Source organism: Bartonella sp. PS17NMGDW (assembly GCF_042193555.1).
In the GTDB taxonomy this organism is placed as follows: Bacteria; Pseudomonadota; Alphaproteobacteria; order Rhizobiales; family Rhizobiaceae; genus Bartonella; species Bartonella grahamii.
In genome coordinates, this window is the sequence record NZ_JBHILY010000016.1 from 1 (window position 1) to 23,779 (window position 23,779).

Annotated in this window: 11 protein-coding genes and 3 pseudogenes; 7 read left to right on the forward strand and 7 right to left on the reverse strand. The window is 40.1% G+C overall.

Annotation, left to right across the window (positions count from 1 at the left end; all coding sequences use genetic code 11):
* A pseudogene (locus ACFIJK_RS07965) lies at nucleotides 1-377 on the reverse strand (hypothetical protein); the annotation flags it as partial.
* 1,496 nt (nucleotides 378-1,873) lie between these two features.
* A pseudogene (locus tag ACFIJK_RS07970) lies at nucleotides 1,874-2,533 on the reverse strand (type ISP restriction/modification enzyme); the annotation flags it as partial.
* 255 nt (nucleotides 2,534-2,788) lie between these two features.
* On the opposite strand from ACFIJK_RS07970, the gene ACFIJK_RS07975 reads away from it, so the two are divergent.
* From ACFIJK_RS07975 to ACFIJK_RS07995, 5 genes are all read left to right on the forward strand, one after another.
* Nucleotides 2,789-2,968 carry a hypothetical protein gene (locus ACFIJK_RS07975; protein WP_375627430.1) on the forward strand — a complete coding sequence of 60 codons (180 nt, stop codon included), beginning with the start codon at nucleotides 2,789-2,791 and terminating at the stop codon, nucleotides 2,966-2,968.
* Complete coding sequence (locus tag ACFIJK_RS07980) at nucleotides 2,961-4,721, forward strand: ShlB/FhaC/HecB family hemolysin secretion/activation protein (RefSeq protein WP_375627431.1); 1,761 nt, start codon at nucleotides 2,961-2,963, stop codon at nucleotides 4,719-4,721. Before ACFIJK_RS07975 ends, ACFIJK_RS07980 begins: the two co-directional genes overlap by 8 nt.
* Nucleotides 4,722-4,811: 90 nt before the next feature.
* Nucleotides 4,812-12,860, forward strand: coding sequence for a DUF637 domain-containing protein (locus ACFIJK_RS07985; protein ID WP_375627432.1), 8,049 nt, complete (start codon nucleotides 4,812-4,814; stop codon nucleotides 12,858-12,860).
* A 135-nt stretch (nucleotides 12,861-12,995) separates the two neighbouring features.
* Nucleotides 12,996-13,349, forward strand: a complete 354-nt coding sequence (locus ACFIJK_RS07990) for a hypothetical protein (protein WP_183194745.1) — start codon at nucleotides 12,996-12,998, stop codon at nucleotides 13,347-13,349.
* 6 nt (nucleotides 13,350-13,355) lie between these two features.
* Nucleotides 13,356-15,968 (forward strand): DUF6990 domain-containing protein, encoded by a 2,613-nt coding sequence (locus ACFIJK_RS07995; RefSeq protein ID WP_375627433.1) that lies wholly within the window; start codon nucleotides 13,356-13,358, stop codon nucleotides 15,966-15,968.
* Nucleotides 15,969-16,593: 625 nt separating this feature from the next.
* Here the strand turns inward: ACFIJK_RS07995 and ACFIJK_RS08000 are convergent.
* From ACFIJK_RS08000 to ACFIJK_RS08020, 5 genes and pseudogenes are all read right to left on the reverse strand, one after another.
* Nucleotides 16,594-16,920: pseudogene (locus ACFIJK_RS08000) on the reverse strand (DUF3987 domain-containing protein); the annotation flags it as partial.
* A 160-nt stretch (nucleotides 16,921-17,080) separates the two neighbouring features.
* Nucleotides 17,081-17,353 carry a type II toxin-antitoxin system mRNA interferase toxin, RelE/StbE family gene (locus ACFIJK_RS08005; protein ID WP_004856836.1) on the reverse strand — a complete coding sequence of 91 codons (273 nt, stop codon included), beginning with the start codon at nucleotides 17,351-17,353 and terminating at the stop codon, nucleotides 17,081-17,083.
* The gene (locus ACFIJK_RS08010; protein WP_208439813.1) at nucleotides 17,350-17,640 is read right to left on the reverse strand and encodes a CopG family ribbon-helix-helix protein; all 291 of its coding nucleotides are present in this window, start codon (nucleotides 17,638-17,640) and stop codon (nucleotides 17,350-17,352) included. Before ACFIJK_RS08010 ends, ACFIJK_RS08005 begins: the two co-directional genes overlap by 4 nt.
* A 288-nt stretch (nucleotides 17,641-17,928) precedes the next feature.
* Complete coding sequence (locus ACFIJK_RS08015) at nucleotides 17,929-18,129, reverse strand: AlpA family transcriptional regulator (protein ID WP_011180791.1); 201 nt, start codon at nucleotides 18,127-18,129, stop codon at nucleotides 17,929-17,931.
* A 210-nt stretch (nucleotides 18,130-18,339) separates the two neighbouring features.
* On the reverse strand, nucleotides 18,340-19,506 hold the full coding sequence (locus tag ACFIJK_RS08020; protein WP_375627434.1) for a tyrosine-type recombinase/integrase: 1,167 nt from the start codon (nucleotides 19,504-19,506) through the stop codon (nucleotides 18,340-18,342).
* Between the two features lie 157 nt (nucleotides 19,507-19,663).
* Between ACFIJK_RS08020 and ACFIJK_RS08025 the strand changes: the two genes are divergently transcribed.
* Together ACFIJK_RS08025 and ACFIJK_RS08030 are read left to right on the forward strand one after the other, a co-directional pair.
* Nucleotides 19,664-19,753 (forward strand): DUF2087 domain-containing protein, encoded by a 90-nt coding sequence (locus ACFIJK_RS08025; RefSeq protein WP_375627436.1) that lies wholly within the window; start codon nucleotides 19,664-19,666, stop codon nucleotides 19,751-19,753.
* Between the two features lie 479 nt (nucleotides 19,754-20,232).
* Entirely contained in the window at nucleotides 20,233-21,417 is a 1,185-nt protein-coding gene (locus tag ACFIJK_RS08030) for an MFS transporter (protein ID WP_375627435.1), read from the forward strand.
* Nucleotides 21,418-23,779: the final 2,362 nt, after the last annotated feature.

Below are 23,779 nucleotides of genomic sequence, written 5' to 3' on the forward strand. Positions count from 1 at the left end.
TCAAAAACCAATGCCTTGCCATTGACGATAGCATTACCATACACCTTGGCACCTCTAAAGATTTTCGCATCATTATAGATTTTAGCATTTTCATAAACAGTTGCATTGAAAAGAACCGCGGCATTATCATAGACCCAGCAATTGCCATCATGGGATAAGTTGCTTTCATTTTCAATAAAACCGCCGAGGTCTCCCGCCTTAACATCATCAAAATCTCTTAGAGCACGTATACGGTGTAAAGTAAGACCATCAAAAGTGAAGTTTTCATTGGTAAATTCGTATTTTTTTGCAGACTCTTGTTGATTAACAGATGTGATTTCGTTTGCAATGTTAGAGGAAATTGTATTTTGGGAAGTTTTTATTATAGAATTTTTCATTTTAAATTCTTTCTAATCGTAATGAAGTTTTCAATTGACGCGCTATAAAGGCGCCGGGCGTTGAAAACACGGCGATTAGTCCGTCGTCACACTTTTCCCATAAGGGTATTGCATGGTGTGACACACCCGACAAAATCATTATACGCTTTAATACGTATAAAAAACAGTCAGTATTTTAAAGACTTTGGAAAGATTGTTTCGTAACCTATCCGCTAATCGTTAAGTGTTTTCAGCACTTGAATATTTATATAACAAAATACGTATTTATTGTCAAATAATATTTTATATTTTTTGATACTTTTTTCTTATTTTTTAAATACGTTATGTATTGATAATATCTTATGCTTATTAATTGCTTATTTTATATTTATGTGCTTTTAAAGATATATTATAGGCTTTATGAAACGATTGCGTTATTTTCTGAATCTATACATTTATAATATTTAGAAACGCTCTCATCATACGTATTTTTAGTTTTATAACCTATCAGTTTTTTTACTAAATGGTTTTTAAGATTTCTGTTAATTTCCTTTATAACGCATTTGCAATTTAACAGCCTTTTATAGCTGTTACCTTCTTTATAGCTACCGCATCATTTTTCATTTTCATAAGAGCAATGATAAAGATGATAATGTGATTTATTTGTTATAAAACATCTAAAGAGAGACTGATAATTATAGAGATTATCGAACTCTCTTTTAATAAACTTTTGTCATTTTTGTCAGTTCTTTTTAGAACCTATATCATTTTTTTTAAATGAGATAAAATTAAAATCATTATATTTCAATAAGTTAAGTTTTATCAATTTTTCAAAATACAACTTATTAAAACAACCATAACAAATAAATACAACTATAAATATATATTTGTCAGTTTGTGTCAGTACATTGAATCGACAAAAGTGATCATTTAGTGAATGATTAAAACGTGTCTTATGAGAGTATGTGATCTTTTAAAGCCTTTCAAAAGAAAGGGATTATAATCATAATAAATGCTATCAAGACCATTATGGTTGTGAGTTTTGGAGGTTTAGGGGTTTTTGGGGGTTTTGGAGGTGCTTTTTACGCCGCCCCCTTTACATATTTTTCAATAAAAAATAAAAGTTTATTATATTTCAATATGTTAACTTTTATCAAGTTTCAAAAAAAACAACCTATATCAAAATACAACCTGTAAATTCAACTAATGCTATATGTTTTGTAGGGGTTTTGGGGGGGGGTAGAAACATTCAAAACCTATAAGTAATATAAGAAAATGAATATATATATATAACCCTCTTTAAACAAAGCTATCATTTTAGATTACGATATAATCTTTTAAAGGCAATCCAAATAAGAGTATCTAAAATTGCAAGTTTCTTCTTTTTAGAATAACGCATATAGACTATCCTTTTAGGATTATATGTAAGCAACTTAACAAAAGAGGTATAGATATGATTATAAGCTCTATACCCCTTGTGAGGTCAACATGCCTATCATCTGAGCATGCTTTATAAGTTATTCAGTTTCTCTAATTTCTAATTTTGGTAAGTTTTTAACAATCTTCATTGTTTCTAAACTTACGATAATAACCCTTTGAAACAACTCTAGAGGATAAGCAGGATTTCCAACAGTTTCAACAGCATAGTGATTGGCATCATTCACAATACCACTCTTTTTATCTGTTTTTACACATTGACGCCCCATAAACCATTCAAGAGCAGGCTTGCCATTGACGATATACTCATAAGCTTACTTAGGGAGATCTGTCATGATGATATTGCTATTATAAGTAACTGTTGATTTATTCTTTTCCTTACTATCCTTAATTTTTGCGAATTTCATTTCTGTAACATAATAAAACTTTTCGGGATTAGAGATGTCTGTTAATTTTGGATTACCCTTTTTAAAGGTCACGGGATAAGGCTCTACAGTTTCATAATTCACGTGCAAATGACCCAGTTCACGTCCTGCTGTTACAAACTTCCAAAAATCATCAGCGCTTTTAACACAAGGGATACGAGGCAATTCTTTAGAGAGGTTATCAGCATAACGGGCACGATAATCTTCTGAATGCAAGAGACCGTAAACATAATAAAACAGATCATCTTTAGTGATAGTTTCATTGGGATAAACGGCTTTAAAATATGCTAATTCTTCATCAGTTATGGCATTACGCATTTTCTTTTTTTCTTATTTTAGTAATAAGCTATCGCCATGCTATTTTTCTTATCAAGCGATAATAAGTGGTAGTCTCTTGTTGTCTCTAATATGTAACAGTTCCAATAAATTTGGTCTATTCTATGAATAACAGTCTTTACTTGAAGCTCAAAATTATATTACATGCAACACCTTAAAATTAAGAAGCATATAGAGTGTATGATTGTCATTTAACAGTGTCATTGTAAAATCTTCAAAAGCGGGGGAAATGATATGGTTTGCACAACACATAAAGCAGGTATATGCAGTACAGTCTATGCTTTTCTCTTAGATTTTAGAAGTATTATTCTCATCAAAAAATTAAAAAATTGTTACGCGGTTGGCGATTTTTTCTGTGACGCTGATGATATGGTTCATTTTGTTGCTCATTTTGAGGGCACAATGAATGCATAGATTTTTTTTCACTTTTGTTTTTGCGGCTTTTTTGTGCCTTTTTTCATGGGCAAGTTTAGCACAAAACATTCGTGAGAAAGCGATTAATCAATCAGAGAGCATCCAACGACAACAAACGCAAGAACAGCGTTTTCAACGATTGCACCGTAGAAACGAAACCCATGGGGTCTTTTTGCCAGATGATGATACCACATCTGCCTATGGTGCTTCGTCTGGTACAACCTGTTTGCTGATCAAAAGTATTGAATTTGTTGATGCTCAGTTGATTTCTCATACCGACCTTCATGAAGCCATTTCTCTTTGGGAAGGGCGGTGTTTGGGGATTGCCGAAATCAACAAAGTGCTCAAAGCGGTGACCAAGCTTTATATGAAGCGCGGCTATATTGCGGTGCGGGCTTATTTGCCTGAGCAAGATTTAAGCGGCGGTCATCTCAAGATTGTTGTAGTTGAAGGTGTGATGGAAGATATTACCCTTGATGGGCATAAAGTTGAGAGGAGACTTCAAGGAGAAATCACCACGGCTTTTCCAAACCTTATTGGGAAGCCGACCAATCTGCGCCAGATAGAGCAAGGGCTTGATCAAATCAATCGGCTTTTCTCACGCCAAGCCACCATTAATCTTGGTGCGGGGAGCAATTCGGGTGGTTCGATACTCGATGTTCATATTGAAAAACAGAAACCTTGGCTTATTACGCTTTCCAGCGATAATCTTGGTGCTAAAGCAACAGGAATTTATCAAACGCGCTTGAGCCTTTCTTTTGATGATCTGTTAGGGATCAATGATCAATGGTCGTTTAGCTATCAGCGCTCCATGGATGGTAGTCCGTATCATTTTTCTCACAAGCGTCCCAATAGTGATACTCTAACGGGATCATTTTCTCTTCCCTATGGCACTTGGACAACAGGTTTTGATGGGACGTGGAGCCAATATCATTCAAGTGTTAAGGGGATATTTTCCGATATTATGACTGAGGGGAAGTCTTTATCGCTGACGCCATGGATTTCACGGGTTATCGACCGTGATCAAGAGGGAAAGACCTGGCTTACGGGACGGTTGACATGGAAATATTCTGATAATTTTATTATGGGCAGTCGGGTTGATGTTTCCAGCCGTAAACTAGCTATTGCAACCTTTGAGCTTGATCACTCGCGCAAGTGGCTTGGAGGAGAATTAAGCGCGCATATAGGGTTTCATAAAGGGTTGGCAATTCTTGGTGCTTATGACGATAAAGAGCAAGAGAATGCAACAAAAAATTCACCCAAAGGGCAATTTTCCAAATTGTCTTTTTCCCTAGGCTACGTGCGTCCTTTTTCGCTCAAACAGTATAACTTTCGCTATAACACACTGTTTTCAGGACAATTATCACCCGACACGTTGTTTAGTTCAGAGCAAATATCGCTTGGTGGTAGTTCCTCTGTGCGCGGGGTGCGTGAGGCGATTTATTACGGCAATAATGGGGCGTTCTGGCGCAATGAATTGTCGCTGTTGTTGCCAGGTTTTTCTTCGAACATGGGGCGTAAATTTATGAGCCAATTTGCCCCTTATATGGCGCTTGATCTGGGAGCCGTGGCCAATGATGTAAACAAAAACAGTTTTGGCGGGTGTCTCGTTGGGGCAACTCTTGGTTTCCATGCAAGCGGAGACATTACGGATGTTGATGTGTCTTATTCGAATATTTTAACCCAATCGACAGTGCGAGAAAAGGGAAATGCGACAGGGTTATTTCAAGTGCGGGCATTATTGAGATTTTAGAGCAAAGGGGCGGTAAAAAATATCGCTGCGCTGTTTACATCCCTTTGGGTTGTTTTTTTAAGAGATAAAGAATTTTATGAGGAGCTGAAGATGCGGAGATTGAAAAATCAAAAGCATAAATTGGGATATGGATACAAGCGAGGAAAGCGCGTTCTTTGTGTTTTGCAGCGAGGGATCCATAAAGGGCTTTCACTTGTTTTAAGTTTTTGCTTAGCTTTTCAGCCTTTGTTGTTGCAAGCACAAGCGCTTGGAGCGCGAAGTCCTGTTGCACAAGAGAGCCAAGGGATTAAAGCAGCTGATGGGGTTGGCTCTGTTTTCCGCCCCACGGTGGGGAAAGCCGGCAATGATGTGCCGCTGATTGATATTGTGCGCCCCAATGGTCAGGGTCTTTCTCATAACAAATATGACAGTTTCAATGTTGATACCCATGGCGTGATTTTGAACAATTCGACTGAGGAAGTCTCGCGTTCACAGCTTGGGGGATTGGTGCCAGGCAACGGCAATTTGCGTTATAGCGGTGCAGCAAAGGTTATCCTTAATGAAGTGGTAAGTGCCAATCGCTCGCGTCTTGAAGGCGTGAGCGAAGTCCACGGGCATATGGCGGATGTTATTATCGCCAACCCCAATGGGATTACCTGTAACGGTTGTGGCTTTATCAATACTCCACGGGTGACTTTATCGACCGGACAACCGATCATTGGAGCCGATGGGGCTTTGAGTGGGTTGCGTGTTGAGGGGGGTGATATCACCATAGGCGCTCGTGGAGCTGATGGAAGTGCATTAGATATTTTTGATCTTGTTTCGCGCAAGATCAGTATCGGAGGTCCCATACAGGTCAAAGGGGATTTGGCTGTTATCGCTGGTCACAATCATTTTGATTATCATAAGCGCGAAGCAACTTCTCTTGGCTCTGATGGCAAAGAGCCAGAATTGGCGATTGATTCCAGTGAGTTTGGTGGAATGTATGCGGGGCAGATCCGCGTGATTGCCAATGATAAAGGCGCCGGCGTTAAGATGCGAGGAGACATGGTTGCCAATGCAGGCGCCATGAGATTGACAAGTGATGGCAAGCTGGTGATTGCCAAAGCACGCGCCAAAGGTGCGGTAAAAGCGCGTTCCCACCACGATAGTGTGCATGTGAAAGATCTGCTTTTTTCAGAAGAAGCGGTTGAACTGAAGGCTTTGAAACATGTTGAATTGGCTGAGCAAGCTCGCGTTGCGGCAAGCGGTGCTGTTGATGTGCGCGCCGATGTGATCAAGCTCCAGTCTCATGCTCTTATAGCAAGCGGTATTGGAAGTGATGGTCAACAGTCAGCGACGGGTTCTTTGCACTTAAAAGCGACAAAGCTTGAGGCGGGAAATGGGCGGATAGCCGCCGGTGATCTTTTAGAGATCCAAGCAGCAACAATTGATCTAAGCCGCATGCAAGACAATGATCAAACAGGGGTTTCTTCCCTTGGCGATCTGACCATTAAAACCAATCAAATCACTGCTTTAAACAACCATATTGGTGCCAAGGGGAATATTGTCTTGAGCGCCGATGATGCGCTCACTGTAGGTGCTGGACATTATAGCGCCGGCGGCTCTCTTTTGGTGCAAGCGGCAGAGCTTACATCAGGCGCTCATTTAGTTGCAGAACAAAAAATAGACCTTTATGCGCGTAGCGGTGATCTTGTCCAAGAAGGCACTGTCTGGTCTAATGGGAAGATAACGCTGGATGCCCATGGAGCCCTCAATCACACGGGTGATATTGTCAGTATGCAGCAGGTTGCCTTGACAGCGGGGGGCATGCTCACAACCGGTCAAGAGAGCACGATTTTAAGTTATGATGTGGTTTTAAGTGCTGATGCTTTAACCCAAGCAGGGACTGTGGAAGCCCAAGAAGGAGCATTAACCCTTCAAGTGCGTGATGGGGTTATCAATAGCGGCACAATGCGTGGTGAGAGTGTCGATGCTCATATTGGTGCATTTACCAATCAAGGGACGTTTATTGCAACCGATGATTTGCATTTGATGGTAAACGCACAAGAAGGCGTCGATCCGCAACAAGCTTTTCTTGAGAATACATCCGAAGGTGTCCTTCAAAGTGGTGGCGTTTTTGTTGTGATCGCAGGGCAATTAGACAATGCCGGTGTGCTTGGCTCTAGTGGTGAGAATGTTGCCCTTAATGTGGCAGGGAATGTCAGCAATAGTGGGCTGATTTACGCCAAAAAATCTATGGATCTATTCAGTGATGGTAATCTGAGCAATATACAGGGCAGAATTATTGCTGAAGAGGCTCTCACCATTGGTGGGCTGAAAGAGATACGTGCTGGTCATATAAATAATGAGGCTGGTCTTCTCAGTGCTTTAGCCGGTGAGATGAAGATTGTTGCAACGTCTTTTGTCAATAAAAGCGCTGAAACGACAAATTCAGACCAACAAAACGCTACACATGATGAAGGTGCGCATGTTTTAGCGCGGGATGGTTTGCGCATTGATGTGGGCAGTTTTGAGAATGTTGATGGTCTCATTTCTACGCAAGGGGCAGTCAATATTGTTGCTGATAGTGTGATCCAAGCAGGGCACATAGAGATTGAGCGTGGTGACCTTCAACTGACCAGCCATGGTGATTTAAGCAATAGTGGCACGATAGAAAGCAATGATACCATTGCTTTGCATGCGCAAACAAATCTCAGCCAAACGGGGCGCATTGTTTCTAAAAAGCGGGTTGAGCTTTCCAGTGATGGCATATTAACAATGGGTGAGACAAGTGAGGTTGGCGCCTATGATGTAACGCTGAAGGCAGGCACACTCACCCAGGCTGGGCTTATAGAGGCGCAAGGTGAGAAACTTACTCTCGAAAGCCACGGTGATTTAACCAATAGTGGTACGATAGCAAGCAATGGCGCAATCACTGTGAATGCGCAAAACACTCTGAACCAAACGGGGCGCATCGTTGCGCAAGAGCGGATAGAGCTCTCAACTGATGGCACCTTGACACTGGGTGAGACAAGCCAAATTGGCGGCTATGATGTGGCGCTGAAGGCAGGCACCCTTAATCAAGCTGGGCTTATAGAAGCGCAAGGTGAGGAACTTACTCTCGAAAGTTACGGTGATTTAACCAATAGCGGTATGCTTGCAAGCAATGGCGCAATCACTGTGAATGCGCAAAACACTCTGAACCAAACGGGGCGCATTGTTTCGCAAAAGCGGATAGAGCTCTCAACTGATGGCACCTTGACACTGGGTGAGACAAGCCAAATTGGCGGCTATGATGTGGCGCTGAAGGCAGGCACCCTTAATCAAGCTGGGCTTATAGAAGCGCAAGGTGAGGAACTTACTCTCGAAAGTTACGGTGATTTAACCAATAGCGGTATGCTTGCAAGCAATGGCGTTATTGCTTTGCGTGCGCAAAACACTCTAAACCAAACGGGGCGCATTGTTGCGCAAAATCGGATAGAGCTCTCAACCGATGGCACCTTGACGCTGGGCGAACCAAGCAAGGTTGCCGCCTATGATGTAATGCTGAAGGCAGGCACACTCACCCAAGCTGGGCTTGTGGAAGCGCAAGGCGGAGTACTTACTCTCAACAGCCATGGTGTTTTAAGCAATTCCGGTATCATGGTGGGCGGTGTTGTTGATGCGAAGCTTGGGTCTTTAGCCAATTCAGGTCAGCTTTTAGCCAGTGACAGTTTTACGCTTATAGCAGAAAGCCATGATCCGTCATTGGGGCAAGTTGCTCTGGTTTTAAATGGTGAAGACGGTGTACTCAAAAGTGGTGGTGCTTTTGTCTTAACCGCAGATGTTTTGGACAATGCCGGCAGTATTGGTTCAAGTGGTGATGGGGTTGCGCTCAATGTGAGCGCTGATATGAGCAATAGCGGGCTGATTTACGCCAAGAAATCTGCCATTTTCTCCTTAGATGGGGATTTTATTAATAAGTTTGCCGACGTCATTGCTGAAGACAATCTCATCATCCGTGGCTTAAGTGGAGAGCGGGCTGGTCATGTGATCAACAGCTCGGGTCTTTTAGAAGCTGTCTTAGGCGATATGACCTTCGATGTCTCAGCGCTTACCAACATGCGTGAAGGTGGGGTTGAAGTTACCGATAAAGTGGTTGGTCACAGTTACGTGCGAGGAAAATGGAAAAAAACCAAGGTTAGACACCACCAGATAAAGGAAGATGTTGACACTACGATCATTCGTCAGCAGCCTCATTTTACCAATGGAGCTGCACAGATTTTAGTAGGACGTCATCTCACGGTTCATGCCGGCGATATCCGTAATAGCTATAGCTTAATTGCTGCTAATGGCAATATTGAAATGCAGGGTGATACGCTACTCAATGAGGGGCGTGATTTAATTGAAAAAACCAAGATTGTAACTGACACACATCGCAGGGAAAAAAATTGCAAAACATTCGGTAATCTAGGGTGTACTACGGGAGGCATTAAAGATGAGGGACATTATACTGATACCAAAACAACCACGCGCACTTATGATGCTGTTTACGGCACGATTGAAGCGGGTGGCACTCTTGATGTCAAGGTTACAGACACTCTTGACAATCATGCGGTGCGCGAGGGAGCCGGTCAAATTGGCTTAAGCTCTGGCAATAAAGGCTTGACTGGCGTTAAAAATACTGACGTTGATGGCTTCAAACCGTCGATCAGCTATAGCTCGGGCGATCAAGGTTTGGCTGGGGGACAAACACCCGATTTTGACGGTTCCAAACCACTGATTAGCAATGATCGATTGGACCGTATTATCAATGGTTTGAAAGGGCACAAAGGGCTTTTTGCACCGAGCATCCAAACACCCGCACCAGAATCCATACAGGTGCCAACGCAAGATGGGCTTAACTCTGTCAAGACAGAGTTGGCTGGCAGCCAATCACCGGATGTGCCGTTTTTAATCGAGACGCGACAGGACTTTATCAATCCAAGTAAATTTTTAGGATCGGACTATTACTTAAAAAAGATTGGCAATTATAAGCCTGAGCACGTGTTTAAAAGATTGGGCGATGCTTATTTTGAATATCGTCTGGTCGGTGAGCAAATCTTTGAACTGACAGGAAATCGCACTCTTCTTGATGTTGAAGATCCCAATGCTCAAATGCAAAGGCTCTATGACAATGCTGTGGAGCAGCAAGGTCCTTTGGGGTTAGTGCTAGGCAAGCCCTTAACGCCTCAGCAGATTGCTGGGATCAAAAAGGATATGATCTGGCTTGAGACCCACCTTGTCGACGGACAAGAGGTCTTAGTGCCCCACGTTTATTTGGTACCCAATTCTTCTTTAGCACAAGATGTTTATGGGGCAAAAACGCAGCAAGAAAATCTTGCCAGTGCACGTTTGAAAGGCAATGGCGTCACCTTGAATGCGGACCGTCTTACCAATAGCGGTGCTGTGGTAAGTGATGATGCACTGCACGTTTCGACCACGCAAACTTTGTTCAATAATGGTGGGTTTTTGCTTGGTACCGGAGCTGTAGAGCTCACCAGTAACGGTCTTTTAGCCAATTCTTCCGGTGTTATTCATGGTGATACGGTTACCATGACGGGTGATACGATTGTCAATAGCACCGCTAAAATCCGTGACACGAATGCATATGGTTTTGTTGATCGAGCTGGGCAGAAGGGACAAATTCTCTCTAATCATGAATTAAACATCCAATCCCTTGGTGATCTTGGCGCAGAGGGTGGGGAATTCACCAGCGGCGGTCCGATGACGGTGATTGTCGGTGGTTCTGCTACGTTTGGTTCATTAGTGCTAGAGAGTGACCATAAGGAAACATTGGAAAAAGGGCATTATAACGCCCAAAGCAGTGAGCACCGTTTGACAGAAGTCAAAAGTGATGGAGATTTGACCATTGTCACAGGTGGTGCACTTAACCTTGAGGGAAAGTTTAAAGCCAAGGGCAATGGTGATTTCACCAGTGGTGGCGCTCTCACCGCGACTTCGGTGCAAGATTTTAACAGTTCTGATTGGGATTATAGGGGCAAAGAAGGCGACAAATCGAAGCAAAAGAATAAGTTTCGTCAACAATCAACAGAAGTTACTACAAACAAAACCACGATAGAAGCAGAGGGCGAACTCTCCATGCATGCCAAAGATGGGCATCTCACACTTGATGCCATCGGGGCAAAAAGTGGTGGCGAGATGCATTTGGCATCAGATACGGGAAAAATCAAGTTTCTGACCAACAAGGATCAAGATTTTAAGGATGTTTATCAGCGTAATGAAAACCTTGTGTGGTGGAGTGAGGGTGACGAAGGTTACCTTAAGGAGACCATCGAGCATGTCACCATAGATGCTAAAGGTGGCATGAAGATTGATGCGGGTGATGGCATTGTTGTTGAATATGAGGCAACTGGTGATTTAGACAAATCTCTTGAGCAATTGTCTCGCTCTCCAGGCTTGGCATGGATCAAGCAACTGCGTGATGATCCAGAATTATCCAAGCAAGTGGATTGGCAAGCAGTTAAGGCTGAATTTAAAGACTGGGATTATAAAGCCCAAGGATTGACAGAAGCCGGCGCAGCTCTCGTGGCATTGGCTGTCACGGCGGTTACGGGCGGAGCAGCCTCGGGCGCTGCCAGTGCCATTACCGGTGCTTTGGGGCTTGGCTCGAGTACCGCCATGAATGCGGCGATACAGGCTGGTGTCCAAGCGCTGATTAACAAAAGCGCTGTGGCTCTTGTCAATAATCGCGGCAATATTGCCGGCGCCTTGCATGAGCTTGGCTCTTCCAAGAATATTCTCAGCATTGTTTCGTCGATGTTGACAGCAGGCTTAACCAGCCAAATAACGGAAATGGCAGGTGTTGGACAATCTTTGCCAAAAACCGCTCCTTTTGTCGATCGCATTGCCCTTGAAGCGGAAAAGAACCTGATCAAAGCCGCCATTGGCACAGGCGTGCAAACGGCTCTTGAAGGCGGCTCTCTTGACAAGAACTTTTTTAACAATCTGCGCATCGCCCTGTCTGATACGGTTGGAAAATCGTTGGCGGAAGAAATCGGCACCGCCAAGGCAGAAGGCAAAATAGATACGGTCACTCAGATCGTTGCCCATGCTGGTCTTGGCTGCTTAAAAGGCGCTGTTGCGAGTGGCGCTTGCTCTGCCGGTGCTATCGGCGGGGCTGTGGGTGAAGCCACTGCTATGCTCCAGTTTAAACTGTGGTCTAAAAATTTAATACAAAAAGAAATAGCAGCATTGGATGGTCGTATTCCAACGGCAGAAGAACAAGCGCGTATAAATGCAAAGATTGAAGCACAGTTTGCTGACTTTAGCGATCGTGCCATTGATGTCGCACGGGTTACAGGGGGCTTTGCTGCTGCCCTTGCTGGTGGTGATGTCAATACTGGCGCGGATGCCGCTGGTAATGCCGCGGAGAATAATTTTCTTCCTGTGGTAGCAGCATTAGCAGCATTCATTGTGTCGCTTACACCAGAAGAGTTGGCAGCTCTGTCTCTTTTTATGGCTGGCGGAGCAACTGTTGTTGGATCCTCTAGCAATGGGACGGCTATAGCTGATTTTCTTGCCTATTGGTTTGCATCGAAAAATTCTGCAGAAGATAGCGAAAAAACAAATCAAAACTCACAAGAAGAAAAAAATAAAGATTCTCAGAAGGAAAGTAAAAATAAGAAAAAAAACGGAAACAATAAAGAACCACAAAACAATAATGATGGAAAGGGTAACATACTTGCACAAGTCAGGAAGCATCATGATAAAAAACGCGATGAGAAAAAACAAGAATTAAAGAATGAAGGATGTATAGTATGCGAGACAGAAATAGTATTCAAAACTAAGACGGATAAGGGGGTAGTAAAATCTCGTGCGGATATCGTTTATATAAAGAATGGTAAAATAAAAATTGGCGAGGTAAAAACGGGGAAGAATGCTACATTAAGTGAACAACAAAAGATTTTAAAAGAGGCATATAAAGAAGGAAATGCTGAGTCCACAAAAGGAAAATTTATAAAATTTTTTAAAGAGAACAAAGAGTTCTTAGAGAAATATCAAGAATCGTTCAAAGATTTTAAAGGAAGTGATAAAGAATTAAACGAGGCTAGTAAAGAATGGATTAAAGAACAATTGAATAATAAGTTAGACAAAACTGACGTTAACGTTTTTCATTATCCAGGACTTTTTGAATGAAAGTGAATAGCGATGCGAACTAAAGACGTGACAGAGATTTTAAAAACGCTTGGCTGGGAGACGAAAGATCAACTATTATTTACAGTGGTAGAACAGTATTAGCGTGAATAAACTGCGACTTATGGAGAATAATCTATGAACTTTTCGTTAAAAAAAATACATCGCCCTGATATTATTTATGTGGAGAAAGGTGTATTAAAAGTTATTGATATAAAAACTGGTAATTTTCAATTAACAGAATGTCAAAAAGATTTTGAAATAGCGTATAAAACAGGAGATGCAAAACCTTTTGGAAAAATTATGAAACGCTATCTAGGGGAAAATAAGGAACAGCTTAATAAATACCAAGAAGATTTGAAAAAATTTGAAGGAGATGCAGAGCTTCTGAAAGAGTTTAGAGACAATTGGAGTGAAAATCAAATAAACAAAGAGTGGAATAGAATAATTCCTTATACAGTTAGCTGTTATCCGGCGGTTGGAGAAGAGTGAAACATTATGCAAACTAAAGATGCAGCAGAAATATTAAAAAGTCTGGGCTGTGAGCTCTATCGTGATGAAGTAGGCGATACATTTGCCTATTATTATCTTCCGGATCGCATTGTGGATTTGAGCTATGGTGTGAAACATGAAACGGATGGTGAAAAATTTTGGTTATTAGCTAGTCTCACAACGGCTTCTTATAGTCTTGCTTGTGAATATTCTAGGGGGCAAAAGTCACGGTATGGATATATACTCTATCCAGAAATAGGTGATTTCGGGGTTACGGTACCGGATCTTTCAGAAAGTCATATTGAATCTGCTTTAAACAAAGTCATTACTTGGGCAAAAACACGAAATATTAAACAAAAATTACATGAAGAAGCTGCTAATCATTCTCTTGTTGCAAAGGCTCTTCTCGGCGAGATAGAAGCTTTAAGGAGTTATGAGTCTACGCCCAAAATAAACGTATCAGAATTTTCTGATTATAAAATGATGACGTGGAATGAACGCTTGCTTCTTTTTGCACAGGCCTATAAAAATGGGGAATTAGACGATATTCTAACGCGCAATAAGCCAAAACAGCGCTCGATAAATCTCATCGCAGCAAGTCGCATCCTCAAAACGCGAGGATGGATTGCTATGGAACCTGAGAGAATGTTTCTCTCTTTGCCAGACCGTTTTATTCAATTTGATTTTGGCTTTATACGTCTTCCTGATAATTACAATGTTCGTCTTGAAGCTGAAATATCTAATGAAAAGATTTCTGTAGCTTGCAAATATATTCACTATAGGAGAGAATATAATTGGATACGACCTACGGATATTTATAAGTCTTTTAACACGATAGGAGGAGGGATTTTTAGTGGTTTTGGCAAGGAAATTGATATTTGTGTAGAGGAATTGAATGAGCAAGAGTTAACAAAAATCTCTGAGCGGATAATACAGTGGGCACGTGCCCAAGATTTACAAGCATCAATAGAAAGCAAAACACGTGTTCAAAAGTATAGCTACAATATAGATATAGTCTGGCATTTGGCTTGTTTAGCGTTGACAGGTCGAATTGATATCCTGAAATCTTATAAAAATTTTCTAGAAGCTGGTACGATTTCTGAACATTTGGATGATGATGAAGTAGAAAAATATGTTAACCATGCCTTTGAATTTGCTGAAAAACATCTGAAAATCCTTAATGAGCGAGAGTCAGCAGAAGCACATCTCAGTCCACAAGTTTTGATTACTTTCAATAAAGTTACAGAGCAATTAAAAGAAATGGGGTGGACAGTTTATCGTGATAAAAACTACAATCGCAATGCTTATTTTGTAAGTAAAGACCGTATTATCAATATAATGTATAACCTTCAAAGTGATGAAGAAGAGCCGATTGTTGCATTTAAGGCTTCCCTTTCAACACTTAGTTTTTCTACGGCTCATAGAGAGATTTTCTATAATATGCCTCAATATATAGCCCTCAAAGAAGCAGAAGAAGTTTATACAGTTTCTACTACTGAATTGGATGAAGGCAAGCTAAAACAGATCAGTGCGGATGTTCTTGAATGGGCTGATCGGCAAAATATTAATCAAATCATTTATGATTATGCGGCTTTGCCAACAAACAGTGAACTTGATCTTGTAGCGCGTCACCTTATTGCGCTTGTTTTGATTGGGGATGTTGAAAAGCTCAAATCTTATAAGGAGAATTTTAGAAAGGGAAATTCTTTAGGTTTTGTGGAAGAAATCTCAAAATATAGAATTGATAATCTCCTCACTCTTGCACGGGGTTATCGAGCAGGTTTTCCGAAAAATGCACCGATTTTAAGCTTGGATCCGCAAACAGCATCTGTTGCTTCCAAAACTATTGCTGTTGAGGCGACAGAGGAAGCGGATGACACTGATGATCATCTCACCATGGAAAGTGCTCATGCACTTTTAAAAAGCTTAGGCTGGTCAACCGAGAAAATCAATGAGAATGACCATATGGCAAGCTATCAATTGGCTGATCGTGAAGTAGATATTCTTTATAACGACGAAATTGCCAAAGACTACCCACAATTTGATAGCGCCTTTTTGATTAGCACGGGCATTCTTTCCACCGCTTGTAAATTCATTGATCCTACCCACACGGAAGATATTCCAGATATACAGCTTAATTTTGAAGCCAAGGGATTAGAAATCTTTGAACCAGAAGTCACTACGGATCGTTTAACACAGGCGCTTGATGATGCGCTAGAATGGGCAGTCAAAGACATTGACCTTTCTAAAAGACTTCGCTCTGATTATGGCACTGCTCCTTGGGAAAAAGGCGCTACGTCTAAAGCAAACGATACGGATTATGCTTTACTTCATCTTGGCGCTCTTGCTTTATTGGGTGATGCTGAAACCTTACAATCTTATCAGCAAAGCTTTACGGCAGAGGATCACCTAGGCTTTGACGAGAGCATCAACAAAACCCACCTTGAACGTGCATTAGCTTTAGCCAAAGAAGTAGCAAAGGTGAAGCAAGTGAGTTACGCTTTGATTAAACAGGTGGCAGAAAAGCTTGATGATCCACAAGAGGTTACCAGCAAGGAGCAACCCCGCTCGTGGAAAGAGAAAATAGTCAATTTTATCGGAAAAAAAGACAAGAAATAGCACCTAAAAAATATCAAAAAGATTTCAGAAATTTAGAAAATAAGATGCGCTCCAAAGCCTTGATCACTAGTTGAGAAACTCAACAGTGGTATGGCTCTGATCATGGTTTTGGTGCAAGATTTTAAGGAAACAACCTATAAAAAAAGATCTATAAAATTATTCCATAGATGATCAAAATCCCTTTTAATGGATTATTGTCTATTTTATCGGTTATGTCAGTTTATTTAACAGACGAATCTTATGATTTTAGTGAATGATTAAAATGTGCTTTATGAAAAGCATATGATCCTTTAAAGTCTTTCAAAAGAAAGGGATTATAATCATAAGAAATGCTATCAAAACTATTATGGTACTTAATTTTGAGGATTTTGAGGGTTCCTTTTCCCCTCTTATATATTTTTTTCAATCAAAAATAAAATAATACATATAAGCGGCACTCCCAAAGCCCCCCAAAACTAATGATGGGGAGTGCTTTGAAGGTTCACTGTTATATTGTTTAATGTTTTATAAGATTTCCAAATTGCTTCAGTGTGATGTCTTATGACTTTTCACTAAAGGATGCTGTTCATAACGTATGATAGGTCTACCGCCTTGGGAGCTATTGTCTCCAGAGATTTCACGAAAAACCGTCATCGTTTATTCCACGCTGTATTGCTTGAATGATGGGAATAATTCGTGAGGGTTGAATGCCTCCAATCATAGATAAAGTGACATGAGGGATAAAAATGGTTCCACGCTCGATACGCTCACAGGTAAATTGATCATCTTCATTAAAAGCCGTTAGATAAAAAGCACGGTCTGTTTGATATTCCTTACGTTCCAGATTGGTTAAAAAACCAGATAACTCATCACGAACCATTAAGAGACCACGGGGGTTTTCTTTTAACAATTCCCCAAGCTTTTCGACCATGACATCATTGATAATAAAATGTCGTTTACCAAGAGTATCATCATTATTTTTACGAGTAGAAACTAAGCGGTGTGCAAAGTGATTATGCCAATCATATTCGCAATATTAGAAAAATAATAATTTATCATTATTTACTGATACGGAGCGCAGTATTGTAGAAAATAATTTGCTTCAATTACCAAGTAAATAAAAATACAGTTGATTAAGGAAATTTTTGCTTTGTATGAAGCACACGTAAAATACGCACAACGCCATTTGAAATATCATAAATCATGATATAATTTGGATGTACAATAAGTTCACGTGTATTTACAATTCGTCCTAAACGACCAAGAGTAGGAAGTTTAACAAGTTTTTCTACTTTTTCAGATAAAAGCTGATCAAACTTTAAGGCAGCGGAAGGATTATCTTGTGATATGTATTCACGTATCTTTTTGCGGTCAACGTGTGCTACTTGTGTCCAAATTAGCTTCATAAAGTTGATCTATCGAGTTTACTTTGTGTTTTTAATCGCCATTCCTTTGCTTCTGCTTCGATTTCTTCAGAAGATATTATATCACCTGCATTAGCAGAATTTATCCCTAATTGAACTTGTTCCCGAAACCATAAATCGTATGCACTTTTTTCTTTTTGTTCTTTTACGATATCGCGCATATAATCGCGCAATAATTGTGCAGCAGATCTATCACACGCCTTTGCTGCTTTGGAAAATTCATTTTTTAATACATCATCGACGCGAAAGGTAAATGTTGTCTCAGCCATTTTACGACCACTTAATGTGTTACAAAGTAGTTCTAATGTAATACATTTTTACTATTTCTTCAATAGCTACTGTTAGAATAGATATCTTATATCTATTTTGCATTTTCATAGGGTTGAAAGAGGCGCCCATGCCAAACCCTCAGCACAGCACGTGTAATACCCTGCGCATGCGTAAAAGAACACATCATTTAAAATCCTATAACGTTGCGTCATAGGACGGATTGTGCACTCTCTAGGGTGATGAGCTTGAGAAAGCCTTGTCCATCCTTACGTGACAAGGTTTTCTTTTTATGCCGCGTCACTTTGACGTTGCTGTTTTGCTTGCTCAATGACATTGATAAGATCCGATTGTAACCAACGCGATAAAAAACCAAATTTTAGGGGTTTGGGGAGAGAGCCATTGGTCACATGACGGCGGAATGTTGATACACTCATATGAAGCAGTTTTGCACTTTCACGGTCTGTTAAAAGAATATCATTTTCTGTCATACTAAAATCCTTTCAAAAGTAAAAAAATGAGAACAAATCATAACTATTTATTAACCACATTTTGGTTCATTTTTGAAGGTATTTTATTTATAGAAAACAATATTTTATCATAGTTTTTCTGATGTGATAATTTATGAATCTTATTGAGAGAGAATGAGAGAAAAGAGAGCTAAAGTTATCCACAGATCATGGGGTTATGCACCCCATATCTTAAGATTGACCCGTGACATAAGCCGCCCATTTATCCATATAAACGCGGCGCTGTTCTAGATAGTCAGTGCGACGATAGGCACGCTCTACTTTACCGCCGACCGTATGACTTAGAATGGTTTCAGCGACCTCATAGGGAGCATCGGTTGTTTCAGCGAGCCAATTGCGTAAACTAGAGCGAAAACCATGGGGGCAGGCTTCAATTTTATTTTTTCTCATATACGTAGCCATACATTTCTCAGCGAGGGGACCACGACCTCTAGCAGAAAAAAAGAAATCATTACGAGAGAGCAAGCGCGCTTGTTTTAGAATTTCTAATGCTTCTGTTGATAGAGGCACGCGAAATTCTGTTGTAGCATCACGCCTTCCTTTCATATTCTCAGCAGGAATGGTCCATATATCCTCCTCAACTTGATCTTTATGAATATGACGTAAAGGATTGGTACGAACGCCTGTCAGAATAAGCAAACGCAAAGCCAGTTGTGTTATGGTTGATGCTTCACAGAGTGTTTTATAAAAAGCCGGCACATCTTTCCAATCCATGGCTGGTAAATTTTTGACTTTATGGCGTTGTTTACCTAAGAGCGCGCGTGCTTTTTCTGTTGCTTGTAAATCAACATTCAATCCTAAGGCAGCCGCATGTTTGAGACAAAGGTTGAGACGGATAAGAGCTCTATTAGCTGTTCCAGCTTTTGTATGCCAAATAGGGGCAAGAACATTGCGTATCTCTGTTTGTGTAATCTCAGAAACGGGAAGACAGCCTAATTTGGGCAGAATATGAAGGCGTAATGGTAAAAACCAATCCCCATCTTTACCATCATTTTTTAATTCAGCTTTACGACTTTCAAAAGCATCCAACGCGATATCTTTTAAATAATGGAGATTACTTATTGCCTCACGCCTTTGTTTTTCACGTTCTTTAATAGGGTCACGCCCTTCACGAAGAACAGAACGCCACCCAGTTGCCAATTCACGAGCTTGTTTTAAAGAAACATCTCTCAAGGCACCCAAGCCCATTTCACGGCGCCGCCCATGAATGGTAAAACGGTAAATCCATTGAGCACCTCCATCTTTACGCTTATGAAGTAACAAGCCGGCACCATCATTATATTTGCCAGCCCCCAATGTTGCGACAGCCCTTGCATTAAGACGGTTCATAAGAGCCATTTTTAGTCCTTTCTTATACAAATTTGATCCACACGCTCATCCCACTTGTTATGTGCAAATAGTGGTTTTGATTGATTCAAGATAAACAGATTTGAAATGAGAGAATCTTACGTTATTCGGGACTCTCACTCAACATACAAAACAGTGAATTATCATTATAAATCAATGCCTTGTACGATTACGACGCACTCTTGTTGAGAAGGGGTTTTTACAACGCCATGGAGGCAAATATCAACGCATGCGCTAAAAGAGGATGAATAACCTTCCACTAAAAAAATATAATTTCATTAAAAGGTTATAAAATCATTCATCTCATTCATATGTTGACAATCTATGGAGCGGTTAGTACATCCCCTTCATAAAGGATACATTAGAGTAACAAGAATGCGGGGGAAAAACAAAAATGTGGGGTGTCAGTTGGTTATCAAATAGGATTAGAAACAGTCAAAACCATCAAGAGAAGATATGGGATCAAGGTCTCAATGACCTGACGATTATTGCGCGAACACCAAGGCATAGTGTTGTTGCTCAACCCAGATCATGCTCGATATTTCTAAAAACATCGTAGAAAAACAAAAAATAATATTCTTGCAGTGGACTGACCGGTAAATCAATAAAGATACTATTTCAACGAAATGTGTTCAGCGGAAACAGGGCTCATAAGACGTCCTCAACAGATACAACAAAATGTATTTGATCATTTAACAGCACTTCTATGGAAATTCCATGAGCAAAAATAAAATTCCTTTTTTCATCTATAGCGCAGTTTTTCTTTCTGAATTTTCCTTTTTCTTTGTACTCCCTCTGATTGGAAACTCTTCTCTCATAACTGCTGCCAATGTTGCTTTTTATCTCGCTGGATCGGTAATCCTTGAAAGTATTCTCATGGTAACCACAACGGGTTTATTAGAAAGATTTTCGCGTAAACTCTTAATGGCTACCGCCTTTATTTTAAGGAGTACCGCTTTTCTATGCATTATCCTATCGCTCACACCTTCTGCATGGTTGATCTTTTTTACCTTAATGGCTTTTTCGCAAGCAGTTTCAAAGCCATTTTTGAGAGAAATTCTATCAGAACATCTCAATGGAAGTATTCTTAAACGCGCATTAACTCTCTATTCGTTTTTTCAAAACGCTACTGTCGTTATCGCCCCTCTTGTTGCAACGAGTGCTATAAAATACAATGCATCAGTTTTTTTGATGGCTTTTTTTGCACTCATTGGTTTGTATCTTTGTGTTTTATCCATTCAAATTGTTTATCACTACCCCCATAAAAAATTATCTCTTGAAAAGAACAAAAAAATAAAGAAGCCTTTTCTTTCTTCTTTAAAAACAATAATCCATAATCGTTCTATCACTTATTTGCTGGTCACGGCTTTGCTTTGTGCATTCCTCATGGGAATTTTCATCACCACCACAACACTTCTCAATAAATTTGACAGCAATCTCGCCCCTTATAGTGGAATTTTCTTTTCAATTGTTGGCATCAGTATTTGTATCTGGCAAGGAATAATCAATAAACATCTCAGCCTTTCTGATAAATCAACTTTCTACCTATTATGGCTTATGGGAAGTTTCGCTGCATTTTTCCTCATGGGTGGCGTCTTTACCGCTGTGACTGCGTTAATTGCCTACAGTGTCTATGAATCTGTCATGGTTCCAGAAATATACTATCAAGCAGGGAAAACAACTACATCCCTCTCTGCCAGTGTTCTTTTTAGTTATATTCTTGTTATTTCAAATATTGGCCAAGCCGCCGGCTCATGGACAAGTGGATGGATCATCAGCCATTTCAACAATCACATCGCTTTCACCTTTTGCATAATTGTTGGTGTCTCCGCCTTTGCTTATTGCCTTTGCCTCATGCAAACTAAAAAAATAAGGAACTTCAATGTCACATATAATTTTTGAAAACCAGTAGCACAACAAGGGTGCCCAAAACACTTCGCCATAAATGGCTCAATTATGAGTTTGTAACACACTCTGCAGCAAAGAAGCTCGAAACGGTCTTTAAAGATTGCTCTGTAAACGCCGTTGCAAATTGTCTCACAGCTTAAAGGATTATGGGGGGATTTTTATTTGTACATGAAATTTGTAGACTGCTCAAAGTAACATATTATCCATTTGCCTCTATGGTTGATCCTGAAACTCTGAGTTCAGCTATCGAAGAATTTTCTATCGATACCATCATATGCCTGCCAAGTTTTGCGGATAAACTTATTACGATATCTCGGAAGCAAAAATTAAAATGTCTAAAAAACCTATTCTATCTTTGAGAAACCTTTCAACCTGAATCTGTGTTGAAAATAAAAGACATAATCCCTGAATTAGATATTAAACCCCTTAGCTTTACCACAAAAGAAACTTCTCCAATAGGATTCCAGTGTTCCGAGATTGATGGTGACATTTATCATCTTTATGATCACATTCAAGTAAAGTCAAATCCTGAAAATGATGAATTAATTGTCTCTGTTTTTTATCCTGAAGATGTACCATTACTTGAGCACGCCACAGGTGATGTTGTTCATATTGCATAGGATCAATCATGCGATTGTGGCTATCATGGCCATACCTTACACCTGAAAGGAAGAACACTAACTTTTTATAATATATTATGGGAACTTCAATTTCTGTACACGATTTTACAAATATCTTAAATCTTCAAGGTTGCACTCTTTCGGCGAAAGACTATTCAACTCATTATAATCAATCAATTTGAGAACGGTGTTGGCGTTTTATTGTTTATTGATTCACGTTACGATATTGAGAGAAATGCCCTTTTATCATCCCTCTCATCCTCTTATCTGATAAAAGACATTATCAATAAATCACAATTTTTCCATGTTTGCTTTATGCAGAAATCTCAATTTATTCGCTCCTCAAGCTCTGAAAAAATAAAATCCTTTTTTCAAACGACTGAATATCCTATAGTGCTTGATGGTGATTTAGTAGAAATTAAATAAGATAAGATTATAAACTTCATCGATAAGTTCTTCATTATCACTGGAATCTTACACGTTTTTTTCCTTGCTCTTAGCGCAATAAGCCTTTCCATAAAAGCATTTCGAATAAAATAAAACACGACCTTTAAAGTAATTTGCACAAAAGTATATTTAAGGTAGGGTAAAAAATCATCTGATTTGTATCTCCTTGTACAGAGGACAGAGATAGACACCTTGCGCATAGATATGTGGTTAAGCTCACAGGAAAGGTAAAAGCGTAAAAGAGAACAGCACCTCTTTTAGGTTAGCTTCTTCGAGCCTTTTAAGTGCAAAAATTACAGAGCTTAAGTTTTAGTTGAACAAACCCTATTGTAAGGGTCAGGCTGTTAGTTATAAGGCATTATCTCAAGCTATTAGCTATTTAGTGTTCACTTTTTCACAGACGATAATACCTCTGAACTTCTTTATTATAAAATTGCTGCAAGAATGTTCCGCCTGCTTTGAAAAGACAAAAAACATCCATAGCTGATCTCTAAGAGCATGCTTTTGTGTGGTGTAGCTTTACAAAAACAGCTTCTAAAAAAGCCCCAAGCCTATACAGCTAAAGGAGGGGATGTGAAGAAGTATTATCTTTTAAGGATTAAGGAGTATGGCTTTCTGGTAAAAATATCGTTCTAGCTCTATAACAGGTAGCCTCTTGAACGATGTGGTATAAGGAGCAAAAGAGATACAAGAACGCCCTTATTTTTCACAAGCTTTTGTTCTCTGAAGATTATCTAGTAAGACTTAAGCGCGCCCGCCCCATTCCCTCAGTATAGCCTTCTCTATAGCTTATAAAACCCAATATTCCTATAGCGAGATAAAATTTAATGATCACGCGCTCTATAACTTCCCCTCCCCACGTGCCAGCTTCCATTCAAACGTCAGTACCGATGGCTGCAAAAGCAAAAAGCCACCTCTTCTTTTTCTCACGCAGAAAACTTTTTCTCCATCACGCTCATTTCAAAAAGAGATCGCAAAAATCATCAATTCTTCAAAGAACATGCCATCCTAGAAGCGGCAAAAGGTGCTAGAGCAGATGGCCCAAGAGATGATGTGAGATGTCCCTTTCAAAACAGATAGTACATTGCGCCAAGGATAGGGATATACAGCGTCTCATGGCTTTCTCAATTATGATTTATGTATGTTAGGATAGGTGTAAGAAGCTTTTCTCTAGATGCTTTAACGATAAGAGAATGACAGCAGATACAGAATCACCCTTACGTTTTTTTTCTGTCTGTTCCGATACACAAGTTAGCAAACCTGATAAAAACCAAGATTCTACTGCAATG

Bases quoted from the DNA above. Each gene is read 5' to 3' on its own strand.
- ACFIJK_RS07975 (WP_375627430.1), top strand. From the start codon at position 2,789: ATGGTTTGCACAACACATAAAGCAGGTATATGCAGTACAGTCTATGCT.
- ACFIJK_RS07980 (WP_375627431.1), top strand. From the start codon at position 2,961: ATGCATAGATTTTTTTTCACTTTTGTTTTTGCGGCTTTTTTGTGCCTT.
- ACFIJK_RS07985 (WP_375627432.1), top strand. From the start codon at position 4,812: ATGCGGAGATTGAAAAATCAAAAGCATAAATTGGGATATGGATACAAG.
- ACFIJK_RS07990 (WP_183194745.1), top strand. From the start codon at position 12,996: ATGAACTTTTCGTTAAAAAAAATACATCGCCCTGATATTATTTATGTG.
- ACFIJK_RS07995 (WP_375627433.1), top strand. From the start codon at position 13,356: ATGCAAACTAAAGATGCAGCAGAAATATTAAAAAGTCTGGGCTGTGAG.
- ACFIJK_RS08005 (WP_004856836.1), bottom strand. From the start codon at position 17,353: ATGAAGCTAATTTGGACACAAGTAGCACACGTTGACCGCAAAAAGATA.
- ACFIJK_RS08010 (WP_208439813.1), bottom strand. From the start codon at position 17,640: ATGGCTGAGACAACATTTACCTTTCGCGTCGATGATGTATTAAAAAAT.
- ACFIJK_RS08015 (WP_011180791.1), bottom strand. From the start codon at position 18,129: ATGACAGAAAATGATATTCTTTTAACAGACCGTGAAAGTGCAAAACTG.
- ACFIJK_RS08020 (WP_375627434.1), bottom strand. From the start codon at position 19,506: ATGGCTCTTATGAACCGTCTTAATGCAAGGGCTGTCGCAACATTGGGG.
- ACFIJK_RS08030 (WP_375627435.1), top strand. From the start codon at position 20,233: ATGAGCAAAAATAAAATTCCTTTTTTCATCTATAGCGCAGTTTTTCTT.